Annotated in this window: 13 protein-coding genes; 9 read left to right on the top strand and 4 right to left on the bottom strand. The window is 68.4% G+C overall.

Annotated elements, in window-relative coordinates; genetic code table 11:
• Nucleotides 1-15 precede the first annotated feature (15 nt).
• The 6 genes from ESP51_RS00260 (at nt 16) to ESP51_RS00235 (ending at nt 7,400) form a co-directional block, all read left to right on the top strand.
• The gene (locus tag ESP51_RS00260; RefSeq protein WP_129518875.1) at nt 16-930 is read left to right on the top strand and encodes an ABC transporter substrate-binding protein; all 915 of its coding nucleotides are present in this window, start codon (nt 16-18) and stop codon (nt 928-930) included.
• 50 nt (nt 931-980) lie between these two features.
• The gene (gene hutU, locus ESP51_RS00255) at nt 981-2,633 is read left to right on the top strand and encodes a urocanate hydratase (RefSeq protein ID WP_129518874.1); all 1,653 of its coding nucleotides are present in this window, start codon (nt 981-983) and stop codon (nt 2,631-2,633) included.
• Nucleotides 2,630-3,829 carry an allantoate amidohydrolase gene (locus tag ESP51_RS00250; protein ID WP_129518873.1) on the top strand — a complete coding sequence of 400 codons (1,200 nt, stop codon included), beginning with the start codon at nt 2,630-2,632 and terminating at the stop codon, nt 3,827-3,829. The genes hutU and ESP51_RS00250 overlap by 4 nt, the downstream gene beginning before the upstream one ends.
• Nucleotides 3,826-5,133, top strand: coding sequence for a formimidoylglutamate deiminase (locus ESP51_RS00245; protein ID WP_129518872.1), 1,308 nt, complete (start codon nt 3,826-3,828; stop codon nt 5,131-5,133). The genes ESP51_RS00250 and ESP51_RS00245 overlap by 4 nt, the downstream gene beginning before the upstream one ends.
• Nucleotides 5,130-6,302 (top strand): imidazolonepropionase, encoded by a 1,173-nt coding sequence (gene hutI, locus ESP51_RS00240; RefSeq protein ID WP_129518871.1) that lies wholly within the window; start codon nt 5,130-5,132, stop codon nt 6,300-6,302. The genes ESP51_RS00245 and hutI overlap by 4 nt, the downstream gene beginning before the upstream one ends.
• 111 nt (nt 6,303-6,413) lie before the next feature.
• A complete protein-coding gene (locus tag ESP51_RS00235; protein ID WP_129518870.1) occupies nt 6,414-7,400 on the top strand; it encodes an aldo/keto reductase in 987 nt (328 codons plus the stop codon).
• 52 nt (nt 7,401-7,452) lie between these two features.
• Here ESP51_RS00235 and ESP51_RS21225 read toward each other — a convergent pair whose 3' ends face one another.
• A complete protein-coding gene (locus ESP51_RS21225) occupies nt 7,453-7,794 on the bottom strand; it encodes a GNAT family N-acetyltransferase (protein ID WP_129518869.1) in 342 nt (113 codons plus the stop codon).
• A gap of 127 nt (nt 7,795-7,921) precedes the next feature.
• Between ESP51_RS21225 and ESP51_RS00225 the strand changes: the two genes are divergently transcribed.
• The gene (locus ESP51_RS00225; protein ID WP_129518868.1) at nt 7,922-8,263 is read left to right on the top strand and encodes a YciI family protein; all 342 of its coding nucleotides are present in this window, start codon (nt 7,922-7,924) and stop codon (nt 8,261-8,263) included.
• A gap of 113 nt (nt 8,264-8,376) precedes the next feature.
• Nucleotides 8,377-8,934: a GNAT family N-acetyltransferase gene (locus tag ESP51_RS00220; RefSeq protein ID WP_129519047.1), complete on the top strand. Its 558-nt coding sequence runs from the start codon at nt 8,377-8,379 to the stop codon at nt 8,932-8,934.
• Here ESP51_RS00220 and ESP51_RS00215 read toward each other — a convergent pair.
• Nucleotides 8,892-9,263 carry a winged helix-turn-helix transcriptional regulator gene (locus tag ESP51_RS00215; RefSeq protein ID WP_241842896.1) on the bottom strand — a complete coding sequence of 124 codons (372 nt, stop codon included), beginning with the start codon at nt 9,261-9,263 and terminating at the stop codon, nt 8,892-8,894. The two genes, ESP51_RS00220 and ESP51_RS00215, sit on opposite strands and share 43 nt — an antisense overlap.
• Nucleotides 9,264-9,346: 83 nt before the next feature.
• On the opposite strand from ESP51_RS00215, the gene ESP51_RS00210 reads away from it, so the two are divergent.
• Entirely contained in the window at nt 9,347-9,748 is a 402-nt protein-coding gene (locus ESP51_RS00210) for a nuclear transport factor 2 family protein (protein ID WP_129518867.1), read from the top strand.
• Nucleotides 9,749-9,791: 43 nt separating this feature from the next.
• Here the strand turns inward: ESP51_RS00210 and ESP51_RS00205 are convergent, their stop codons facing one another.
• Entirely contained in the window at nt 9,792-11,153 is a 1,362-nt protein-coding gene (locus ESP51_RS00205) for a DJ-1/PfpI family protein (protein ID WP_206737134.1), read from the bottom strand.
• A complete protein-coding gene (locus ESP51_RS00200; protein ID WP_129518865.1) occupies nt 11,150-11,545 on the bottom strand; it encodes a hypothetical protein in 396 nt (131 codons plus the stop codon). The genes ESP51_RS00205 and ESP51_RS00200 overlap by 4 nt, the downstream gene beginning before the upstream one ends.
• Nucleotides 11,546-11,688 lie beyond the last annotated feature (143 nt).

The following is an 11,688-nucleotide window of genomic DNA, read 5'->3' as shown; positions in this document are numbered from 1 at the left end:
CGAAAGGCAACCCCCATGCGAAAGCTCCCCCTCGCGGCCCTCACTGCCGCATCCGTCGCCGCAGCGCTCGTCCTCACCGGCTGCGCCACCGGCGACCAGGCACTCTCCGGCGGCGACGCCGGCGGCTCAGCCGGTGACCAGATCATCATCGGATCCGCCGACTTCTCCGAAAGCCAGCTCATCGCGACCATCTACTCGCTCGCCCTGCAGGACGCGGGAGTCGAGGTGAAGGAGCAGTTCAACATCGGCAGTCGCGAGGTATACATCGCCGCGCTGCAGGATGGCTCGATCGACCTGATCCCCGAGTACTCCGGTGCGCTGCTCAAGCACTTCGACGCCGAGTCGAAGGCCAGCACGAGCGAGGACGTCGTCGCCGAGCTCGAAGAAACGCTCCCCGAGGGCATCGAGATGTTCGAGATCTCCGAGGCTCAAGACAAGGACATCCTCGCCGTGACCGAGGCGACCGCCGAACAGTACGATCTCACGACCATCTCCGACCTCGAGCCGGTCGCCTCCGAGCTCATCCTCGGCGGTCCCGCGGAATGGGCGACGCGGGTGAACGGGGTCGTCGGCCTCCGCGACGTCTACGGCCTCGAGTTCAAGGAGTTCGTGAGCCTCGACGCCGGCGGTCCCCTCACGATGACGGCGCTGCTGAACGGCCAGATCCAGGTCGCCGACGTCTTCAGCACCGACCCGGCGCTCACGGCGAACAATCTCGTCGCACTCGAAGACGACAAGTCGCTCTTCGCCGCCGAGAACGTCGTGCCCGTCATCTCGTCGGCGAAGTCGAGCGACACCGTCGAGGAAACCCTCGACGCCGTGTCGGCCGCCCTCACCACGGAGGCGCTCATCGAGATGAACGGGAAGGCCGCAGAGGGCGAAAGCCTCAGCGACATCGCGCGCGACTGGCTCGACTCCGCCGGCCTCTGACGCCGTCAGCACACCCCACCGAGATCCACCCCGTAGTACGAAGGAAACCCATGTCCCGCGAGATCCGTGCCGCGCGCGGCAACACCCTGGTCGCCAAGAGCTGGCAGACCGAGGCCGCCATGCGCATGCTGATGAACAACCTCGACCCCGAGGTCGCAGAGCATCCCGACGACCTCGTGGTCTACGGGGGCACAGGCCGCGCGGCCCGTTCTTGGGAGGCGTACGACGCGATCGTGCGCACCCTGGAGACATTGGAATCGGACGAGACGCTGCTCGTGCAGTCGGGAAAGCCCGTCGGGGTCTTCCGGACGCACGAGTGGGCTCCGCGTGTGCTGATCGCCAACTCGAACCTCGTGGGCGATTGGGCGAACTGGCCGGAGTTCCGCCGGCTCGAGGCACTCGGACTCACGATGTACGGGCAGATGACGGCAGGATCGTGGATCTACATCGGGACCCAGGGGATCCTTCAGGGCACGTATGAGACGTTCGCTGCCGTGGCCCGCTCACTCGGCCGCGAGTCACTGGCGGGCACCCTGACCCTCACCGGTGGCGCGGGGGGCATGGGCGGAGCCCAGCCCCTCGCGGTCACGATGAACGGCGGGGCAGCGCTCGTCGTCGACGTCGACGAATCGCGCCTCGCCCGGCGCGTCGATCACGGCTACCTCGACGAGTACACCACCAGTCTTGATCAGGCCATCGAACGAGTGCTCGCAGCGAAGGATTCGGGCGAGGCGCTCTCGGTCGGCATCGTCGGAAACGCGGCTACGCTGTTCTCAGAGCTGCTCGCCCGCAAGGTCGCGATCGACATCGTGACAGACCAGACCAGCGCACACGACCCGCTGGCGTATCTGCCAGAGGGCATCGACTTCGCTGACTGGAAGTCGGCCGCCGAGGCGGACCCGGCCGGCTTCACCGAGCAGTCTCGCCGCAGCATGGCGAAGCAGGTGGAGGCGATGGTCGGATTCCAGGATGCCGGCGCCGCGGTGTTCGACTACGGCAATTCGATTCGCGCCGAGGCCGAGCTCGCGGGCTACGACCGCGCGTTCGCGTTCCCCGGTTTCGTGCCCGCCTACATCCGCCGTCAGTTCGAGGAAGGACGCGGCCCGTTCCGCTGGGCCGCACTGTCGGGCGACCCAGCAGACATCGCGGCGACCGACCGCGCCGTGCTCGAACTCTTCCCCGAAGACACAGCGCTCGCGCGATGGATCACGCAGGCATCCGAGAAGGTGCACTTCGAGGGCCTTCCCGCTCGCATCTGCTGGCTCGGCTACAAGGAGCGACACCTGGCCGGCGTCAAGTTCAACGAGATGGTCGCCTCGGGTGAGCTCTCGGCCCCGATCGTCATCGGTCGTGATCACCTCGACTCCGGTTCGGTCGCCTCGCCGTATCGCGAGACCGAGTCCATGAAGGACGGTTCCGATGCGATCGCCGACTGGCCGTTGCTGAATGCCCTGCTCAACACGGCGTCGGGTGCGACGTGGGTCTCGATCCACCACGGCGGCGGCGTCGGCATCGGCCGCTCGATCCACGCCGGCCAGGTCATCGTCGCCGACGGAACGCCGCTCGCCGCCGAGAAGCTCGAGCGCGTGCTGACGAACGACCCCGGCACGGGCGTGATGCGTCACGTCGACGCCGGCTACGAGCACGCGGCCGACATCGCACGCGAGCGCGGGCTGCGTGTGCCGATGTGGGAGGGTGCATGACCGAATTCGACGCGCTCGGACTTCTCCGAGAGATCGAAGACGTCGGCCGTGACCCGCGGCGCGGGGGCTACTCGCGCCACGTCTTCGACGACGCCGAGCGCGAACTGCGCGACTGGTTCGTCGAGCGCGCGCGACGGCTCGGCCTGAAGGTCACGACCGACCGCAACGGCAATCTGTGGGCGTGGTGGGGCGAGCCCGGTCCTGACGCGTTCGTGACCGGCAGCCACCTCGACTCCGTGCCCGGAGGCGGCGCGCACGACGGCCCGCTCGGGGTCGTCAGCGCGCTCGCCGCGGTCGAGCGACTGCAGGCGAGCGGCTTCGTCCCGACGCGTCCGTTCGCCGTCGTCGTGTTCGCCGAAGAGGAGGGCTCGCGCTTCGGCTTGGCCTGCCTCGGGTCGAGGCTCCTCTCGGGTGCGATCACCCCCGCCCGCCTCGAATCGCTGACGGATGCCTCGGGCCGGCGATTCGTCGACGTCGCACGCGAGGCATCCCTTCCCGAGCCCGGCTACGATGCCGAATCGCTCGCGCGCATAGGACTGTTCGTCGAACTGCACGTGGAACAGGGCAAGGGGCTGATCGACCTCGACGCGCCGGTGGCCGTCGGGTCCTCGATCCTCGAGCACGGGCGCTGGCGAATCGATGTCCGTGGGCAGGGCAATCACGCCGGCACGACGGAGATCGCCGACCGGCGCGATCCGATGCTTCCCGCCGCGGAGGCCGTGCTCGCCACGCGCCGCGCAGCAGCACTCCGCGCCGGATCCCGGGCGACGATCGGCCGGATCGAGCCGGTGCCCGGAGGCACGAACGTCATCGCGTCGCGGGTCTCAGCGTGGATGGACGTGCGCGCGGACTCCGAGCAGGACACCCGCGACATCGTCGCCGACGTGCAGCAGGCGGTCTCCGAGGCCGCGGCCGCCGAAGGGTGCGAGGCATCCGTCATCGAGGAGTCCTACAGCGGCGAGGTGCGGTTCGATCCGCAGTTGCGGGACCGCATCGCAGCGACGCTCGGCAACGTTCCCGTGCTGCCGACCGGGGCGGGCCACGACGCGGGAGTGCTGGCCGCGCACGTGCCCACCGCCATGCTCTTCGTGCGCAACCCCTCGGGGATCTCGCACGCGCCGGAAGAGGGTGCGGATGACGCCGCGATACAGGCGGGCGTCGATGCGCTCGTGCGCACGATCGAGGACCTGGCATGACGGTCTGGGTCGACCGGCTGCTGCGCGACGGCGCGCTCGAGCGTGGTGTCCTCTTCGAGACGGATGCCGCGGGCTCGATCGTCTCCGAGGCATCCGGCACCGCCCTTCCGGCCAGCGCCATCGCGCTCGACTTCGCCGTTCCCGGGTTCGCCAACGCCCACTCCCACGCGTTCCACCGTGCCCTGCGTGGACGAACCCACGAGTCCGGCTCGTTCTGGTCGTGGCGGGAGCTCATGTACCGCGCCGCCGGCCGCCTCGATCCTGCTCACTACCGCGAGCTCGCGGCGGCAGTGTTCGCCGAGATGGTGGCGACGGGATGGACGAGCGTCGGCGAATTCCACTACGTACACCACCAGCCCGACGGCACGCCCTATCACGATCATGCGATGGAGCTGGCGCTCGCCGACGCCGCGGCGGAAGCGGGCATCCGTCTCGTGCTCCTCGATACGTGCTATCTCGCGGGCGGAATCGGCCGGCCGCTGGCCGCAGAACAGGCGCGATTCGGCGACGCCGATGCCGGGGCGTGGATCGATCGTTGGCACGCACTGCGCGAGACGCTCGCCGGCAGGTCTCCGCTCGTGACGCTCGGCGCCGCGCTGCATTCGGTGCGGGCCGTACCGCGCGATGCGCTCGGTCGCGTCGCGAGAGAGCTGCCCGCGGAAGTTCCCCTGCACATCCACCTGTCCGAGCAACCCGCCGAGAACGAGGACTGCGTCGGTGCCTACGGGCGAACGCCGACCGAACTCCTCGCCGATGAGGGCGTGCTCTCTCCGCGCTTGTCGGTCGTGCATGCGACGCATCTGACCGAGCGCGACATCCGTCTCCTCGGCGATGCGAGCGTGCATGCCGTGTTCTGCCCGACGACGGAGGCGGATCTCGGTGATGGCATCGGCCCGGGTACCGAGTTGATGGAGGCGGGAGTGACGCTCGCGATCGGTTCCGACCAGAACGCCGTCGTCGACCCGCTCCTGGAATTGCGCGCCCTCGAGGCAGGGGAGCGCCTGAGGTCCCTTCGTCGCGGTCGCATCGAGCCCGCGGAGCTGTGGCACATCGGATCTGCCGGGGGATACGCATCGCTGGGTCTCGCCCAGCCCGCGCGGGTCGGCGGCCCGCTCGACCTCGTCGAGCTCGACCCGAACTCCATTCGCACCGCGGGCAGCCGGCTCGAGCAGCTCCCGCTCACCGCGACCGCCGCCGATGTGCGACGCACGATCGTGGGCGGCCACGTCGTCGCGCATGATGTCACCGCGGTCGCCGAGCGCCTGCAGCGGGCGATCACCACGCTCTTCGAGGAGAACCCATGACGAGCGAGCTCCTGATCGGAATCAGCGAGCTCTCCACGAACGACCCCGAACACGGCGGACTGCTGGGCAGGCTGGCGGATGCCGCGGTCGTGATCGACGACGACGCCATCGCCTGGGTCGGACGCGCCGTCGATGCGCCCGCCGCGGATCGACGCAGCGATCTCGGCGGGCGGGCGGTCCTGCCCGGCTGGGTCGATTCGCACACGCACCTCATCTTCGCCGGCGACCGTTCCGAGGAGTTCGAGTACCGGATGGCGGGCCATGCCTACCAGGCCGGCGGCATCCGCACGACGGTGCGTGCGACGACGGATGCATCGGACGAGCAGTTGCGCGCGAGCCTCGCCGAGCGGCGTGCCGTCGCCCGCTCGAACGGCACGACCTGGATGGAGGTCAAGACCGGCTACGGTCTCGACGTGACCCAGGAGGCACGACTCGCTCGTCTCGCTGCCGAGGTGACTCCCGACGTCACGTTTCTCGGTGCCCATGTGGTGCCGCCGGATTCGGATGCCGACGACTACGTCGCCCTGGTGACGGGCGAGATGCTCGATGCAGTGCGACCCTACGCGAGGTGGATCGACGTGTTCTGCGAACGCGGCGCATTCGGTCCCGAACACTCGCGGGCTGTGCTCGAAGCGGGTCGTGCGGCGGGGCTCGGCCTGCGGGTACACGGCAATCAGCTCGGCGAGGGAGACGGCGTGCGTCTCGCTGTCGAGTTGGGCGCGGCATCCGTCGACCATTGCAACCACCTGACCGCGCGCGACATCGAGGCGCTGGGATCGTCGAGCACGGTCGCGACATTGCTGCCGGCGTGCGATCTCAGCACGCGCGAGCCGTTCCCGCCTGCGCGCGAGCTGATCGAAGCCGGGGCGACGATCGCGCTCGCGTCGAATGGCAATCCGGGCACGTCGAACACGACGTCGATGGCGTTCTGCGTCGCGACCGCCGTACTGCAGATGAGGCTGACGATCGAGGAGGCCGTGTGGGCGGCGACCGCCGGTGGAGCGCGTGCCCTCCGTCGCAATGAGGGAGTGTCGCCGATCGGCGCGATCATGCCCGGTTACCGCGCCGACCTCCACGTGATCGACGCGCCGTCTGTCTCGCACTTCGCGTATCGCCCCGGGATGGACCTGACGTTCGGAGTGTGGGAGGCAGGCGCTCGGGTCCGCTGATCCGGATCCGTGCCTCTCATCGAACGAAGGGGTGTTCTGGCAGGGCATCCCTCTCGCGGTTTCCCCGGCGTATCGTCGGCGTGGACGACGGCAACGCAACGGAGGTTCGACATGCACAGGCGCACTCTTGGTCAGGGGTTCGAGGTATCCGCGGTCGGGTTGGGCTGCATGGGGATGTCGCAGAGCTACGGGCCCAACCCCGGCAGCCGAGACGACATGATCGCGGTGCTCCGCTCGGCTCTTGATCTCGGCGTGACCTTCTTCGACACCGCGGAAGTGTACGGGCCGTACGTCAATGAGGAACTCGTCGGTGAGGCTCTCGAGCCGATCCGCAACCAGGTGCAGCTCGCCACCAAGTTCGGGTGGCGCATCGAGGACGGCAAGAGCGTGGGGCTCGACAGCCGCCCCGAGCAGATCCGCCGCGTCGCCGACGCGTCGCTGAAGGCGCTTCGCACCGACGTGATCGACCTGTTCTACCAGCACCGCGTCGACCCTGACGTGCCGATCGAGGATGTCGCGGGAACGGTCGGTGAGCTCGTCCGCGAGGGCAAGGTTCGCCATTTCGGGCTGTCCGAGGCATCCGCCCAGACCATTCGCCGCGCGCATGCCGTACACCCGGTGACCGCGCTGCAGAGCGAATACTCGTTGTGGACCCGCGACCCCGAGGCCGAAGTGCTGCCCACCCTCGCGGAGCTCGGCATCGGGTTCGTGCCGTTCAGCCCGCTCGGCAAGGGGTTCCTCACCGGCACGGTGGACCCGGCCACGAACTTCGCCGACGGCGACATCCGTGCCACGCTCCCCAGGTTCACCGAGGAGAACCGGGCCGCGAACACCGAGCTCGTCGACCACGTCGCCGAGCTCGCCCGGCGGAAGGACGCCACTCCCGGTCAGATCGCGTTGGCGTGGCTGCTCGCGCAGCAGTCCTGGATCGTCCCGATTCCCGGCACGCGCCGCACCTCACGGATCGAGGAGAACGCCGGCGCCACCCAGGTGCCGCTCTCGGCCGACGAGCTCTCAGACCTCGACACCCTCGCGCAGCGAATCGGCGTGCACGGCGCCCGGTACAGCGAGACGCACATGCGGTACGTCAACCGCTGACGCGGATGCTTCTGGGCTGATGACGCGGGTCGTTCACCGCTGAGGCGGCTCGCTAGGCCGTAGCGACGGCTCGCTCCATGCAGATCAGGCGAGGCCGTTCATCCCACGACGGTACGCGGATGAATCCTCGCGAGAGGTATAGCCGCATCGCGTCGCTTCGCCAGTCCCATGCCGAGAGGCGCAGTGGCTCCGGATGCTTCTGCAGCACGGCGTCGAGGAGGGCGGATCCGACACCGCGCCCACGGGCACCCGGGTGCCAGGCAAGTGCGCGGCCTTCTCGCGCTCCGTCTGGCGCAAGTAGGCCTCGACGAGCCGCCCCACCTCCGCTGAGTCTTCGCCGCCGAGGATGGCCCGGCGGACCAGCGGGTGAGTCGAGATCGGATGCACCCCTCATCTTCACACTGCGCCGGCACCGAGCTGCGAGTGTGGGGCGGAGTCACGCTCACAGGTGTCGAATTCGATGCTTGCCGTTCGTCGTGTGTGTGACGGATGATTCGCCACATCGATTTAGGAGAGCACTCATGCAGTACATGCTGTTGATCTACGGCAACGAAGAAGCGTGGAACGACCTGGAGACGAACGGCAAAGACGCGCTGGATGCCGCCCACCGCGAGGTCTTCGCAGAGCTCACCGCTGCTGGCGAGCTCGTCCTCTCCAACGAGCTCAGCCCAGCCGACGCGAAGGTCGTGCGACGCACCGACGATCGTCTGCTCGTCACCGACGGGCCGTTCACCGAGTCGAAGGAGATGATCGGCGGGTTCTACCTCGTCGACGTTGCCAACCTCGACCGGGCGATCGAGATCGCGGGAAAACTCGAGGAGACGACGTTCTCGCAAGTGGAGGTCCGTGCCGTGATGCACTGACGCGGCTGCCGGGCGGGGCGGTCTCGGAACGATCGGAAGATCGCGATCGCGGCTGCGCTCCTCGTCGAGTCGTCGTCAGCCACGCCTCTGGGGTGCACCCATAGGATTTGCCGGTGACCGTTTCCATCCGTCTCATTGCGCGTGACGACTACCTGGCGGTCGAATCGATTGAGAACGCCGCCGATCAGTTGCTCATCGACCGGCTGAGCCCTGAGAGGTGGGAGCCCGCTCCGTCTGGCTTGTCGAGAGCGTCGGAGCCCGGATTCGTCTTGGTCGCGGAGGAGGCAGAGGCAGGCAGCATCGTCGGATTCGTGCACGTTCTTGAGATTGACGGGATCGCTCACTTGGAGCAGATTTCGGTGCTTCCTCAGGCTGGCCGACGCGGCTACGGACGGAGTCTCGTGGAAGCCGCGATGGATGAGAGCCGCCGTCGCGGCTATGGACAGTTGAGTCTGCGGACCTACGCCGACGTGCCCTGGAACGCGCCCTTCTACGCGCACCTCGGCTTCGTCGAGACCGAGCCCGCAGCCGACTTCCACAAATACCTCGTCGTGGTCGAGGAGCGACTCGGGCTCGCTCGGTACGGCCGACGTGTTCAGATGACGGCAGCTCTCAGGCAGCAGACGAACTACGTGGTCGGCCGTGCGTCGAAGGCGTCGCGGGCTTCCTGAACCTGATCGAAGTATTGCTCTGCCCAAAGGCCGAGCGCCCCCAATGGCTCGGAGAGGGTTCGCCCGAGCGCGGTCAGCTCGTACTCCACCCGTGGAGGCATCTCCGCAAATGCGATCCGGGTGACGATGCCGTCCCGCTCGAGATCGCGCAGCGTGTCCGTGAGCACCTTCCCGCTGATGCCGGCGACCCTGGTGCGCAGCTCACCGAACCGCATCCGCCGCTCGCTGAGGGCGATCACGATCATCGCGGTCCACTTGTTCGCGATTCTCGCCAGCGACGTCCGCGACGGGCACGTGGCCAACATCACATCCCACACCGGTGCAGCCACATCTTCCCCTTTAGTTACGTTGAGGTAACAGGTTACCGACTGAAACTATTGGGCTACATCGTCCCACTCGAAGGAGAATCCAGATGACCGACGCGAATCCCGCAGCCGTCGCAAACCGCTATTTCGATGCGCTTGCCAACGGTGACGTTCCCGCAGCGATGGCGCTCTTGAGCCCCGATATCGTCTGGCATCAGCCCGGCGCGAACCGCTTCTCGGGTGATCACCGCGGACAGGAAGGGGTGAGTGCGCTCCTCGGTCAGATGATGGAGGTGAGCGAGGGAACCTTCCAACTCGCCGTGACAGGCCCGGCGATGGTCAACGGCAACCTCGTTGCCGTCCCGGTGCGTTTCACCGGTCAACGTGAGAGCGTCGCGATGGATATGACCGGCATCGACCTGCTGACCATTACTGACGGCACGATCACCGCCGTGCACCTGTTCTCTGAAGACGGGCCTGCCGAGGACCGCTTCTGGGGCGCTGCCTGACAATCGCTCCAGGGCGACCATCTCCTGCCGCCACAACGAGCGATCAGCCGTTGCGTACGTTTGGTGAGCTGACGAGCAGCTGATCGCGCTCGCGGCGAGCGGCGGCTGAACCGCCGTCGCGGGTGCGCCGCACCAGCGCGAACACCGCGAGCGCCGCGAGCATTCCGCCTGCGGCGAGGCCGACGAACCGAAGCGTCTCCGTCCATGGCCAGGTCGGGCCGCTGAGGGCCAGGTCGTCGATGGGGTACTCAAGCACCTTCGCCGCCCAGTGCGCCGTCGAGACATCCGTGATGCGAGCGAGGTTCTGCAAGACGCCGTCGTACGGGAATCCCCGTCCGTGATGCAGGTACTCCGGCTCGGGGCCGGCGACGGCGTCGTGCTCCGTCGTGCCCGGCACGACAAGACGGTCGAGACCGGCCGCCGTCTCGGACCTCGGAATGAACGTGAGGCCGTGGCGTGACCGCACCGGCCCAGCGCCTACGGCGACGGTGCCGACCGCGAGCGACTCGCCGTAGGTGTCGAACACCGAGGCCAGCTCGATCTCGCCGACGCCGCCGGTGAGGAGCACGCCGACGGTGGGCCGGTCCCAGCCGAACGCCGTGTTGAAGGCCACGACGGCGTCGGATGCCCCGAGCCCCGCCTGTTCCATCGGAGCCGGGCCGCCCGGGTGGTGGTGCCGCCATCCGATCGCCTCGGCGGCGTCGGCCGCGGCATCCGCTCCGATGAGTCGTTCGACCACGTGCAGGGTACCGTCGATGCCCGAGAGCACGCCCGCCGTGCTGATGACCGCGCCGTCGTCGACGTATCTCGTGCCGCGCACCCACTCGACGGCCGCGTATCGGCCTTCGAACTCGTCGATCCGCAACCAGTGCGCGGTGGCCCGGTGCCCGTCGAGGAGGCCCGCCGAGGCGAGCACCCCCGCCCCGTTGCAGACGCTGAGGAGCAATGCCCCGCGGCTCGCCTGGGTGACGAGCCAATCGGTGACGGGCTTCGTCGTCGGCTGGCCGACGTCGGGCATGGCGGGTACCACGACGACGTCGGCCGGCCCGTCGAGCACGTGCTCGAGCTCGGCGAAAGTGAGGTCGGGCACGAGATCGAGCCCGCCGGTCAGCGGAACCGGGTGCGACTCGGATGCCACGGTGTAGACGTTGAACGCGCCCGTCGTGGCGAGGATCTCGTAGGGCGCGAGCGCATCGGACACGACGGCGCCGCGGTCGCCCACCACGACGATCGCGGTCGGCTTGGCGGGATCGTGCGCCACCGGTGCGGGCCTGGCGGATGCGCCGTCGGTGCGGGGCACGTTGAGGGCCAGCGCACCGATGACGGTGGGCGCCCCGAGGGCGGCGGGAAGCGCCAGTGCGGTGATTACGAGCGCGACGATCTTGAGGATGGCGCGCACGGTCACCACCCGTACTCGCGGCGGCGGCGCAGCATCGCGACGAGCATCGCCGGGACCATCAGCACGTGGCCGGCCGTCATGAGCGCCATGGCAGGCATCGCCCCCACCCAGTGGAACGGCAGCAGCACCAGGAACGGCAGGTACATCGCGGCGGACATCTCAGCGATGGCGGCGAACCCGTGGCCGCGGATGCGCATCCACGCGGCCATGCCGATCGACATGTTCGTCGCCATCACCAGCACGTGCGCGGTGACGTTCTCGCTGAGCCCCGGCCACGCGAATGACCAGATCGGCTCGAGCACGACCATGCCCACCACCATGGCGATCACCATCTCCAGTGCGTGTTGCGCGAACCGCAGCGCCGGGTACCGGCGGACGGTCGCCTCTTCGTGGTTCATCTCGACTCCTCGTCGGATCACGTTCGGACACACGAAATCCTCGGCGGAGCGCAGGGGCGCCGTCAGGTGCCGAAGGTCATGCCTCGGGTCATGTTCCGGGTGGCAGGTGACACGGTGACGCCGTGGCACCGCCGGTGCCCGCG

The organism is Agromyces albus, from assembly GCF_004134825.1.
GTDB lineage: Bacteria > Actinomycetota > Actinomycetes > Actinomycetales > Microbacteriaceae > Agromyces > Agromyces albus.
This window is presented reverse-complemented; position numbering and strand designations above follow the sequence as displayed.

What these genes read in the sequence shown, in the direction of transcription:
- ESP51_RS00260 (WP_129518875.1), top strand. Translation starts at nt 16, where the DNA reads ATGCGAAAGCTCCCCCTCGCGGCCCTCACTGCCGCATCCGTCGCCGCA.
- ESP51_RS00225 (WP_129518868.1), top strand. Translation starts at nt 7,922, where the DNA reads ATGCAGTACATGCTGTTGATCTACGGCAACGAAGAAGCGTGGAACGAC.
- hutI (WP_129518871.1), top strand. Translation starts at nt 5,130, where the DNA reads ATGACGAGCGAGCTCCTGATCGGAATCAGCGAGCTCTCCACGAACGAC.
- hutU (WP_129518874.1), top strand. Translation starts at nt 981, where the DNA reads ATGTCCCGCGAGATCCGTGCCGCGCGCGGCAACACCCTGGTCGCCAAG.
- ESP51_RS00210 (WP_129518867.1), top strand. Translation starts at nt 9,347, where the DNA reads ATGACCGACGCGAATCCCGCAGCCGTCGCAAACCGCTATTTCGATGCG.
- ESP51_RS00200 (WP_129518865.1), bottom strand. Translation starts at nt 11,545, where the DNA reads ATGAACCACGAAGAGGCGACCGTCCGCCGGTACCCGGCGCTGCGGTTC.
- ESP51_RS00250 (WP_129518873.1), top strand. Translation starts at nt 2,630, where the DNA reads ATGACCGAATTCGACGCGCTCGGACTTCTCCGAGAGATCGAAGACGTC.
- ESP51_RS21225 (WP_129518869.1), bottom strand. Translation starts at nt 7,794, where the DNA reads ATGAGGGGTGCATCCGATCTCGACTCACCCGCTGGTCCGCCGGGCCAT.
- ESP51_RS00245 (WP_129518872.1), top strand. Translation starts at nt 3,826, where the DNA reads ATGACGGTCTGGGTCGACCGGCTGCTGCGCGACGGCGCGCTCGAGCGT.
- ESP51_RS00235 (WP_129518870.1), top strand. Translation starts at nt 6,414, where the DNA reads ATGCACAGGCGCACTCTTGGTCAGGGGTTCGAGGTATCCGCGGTCGGG.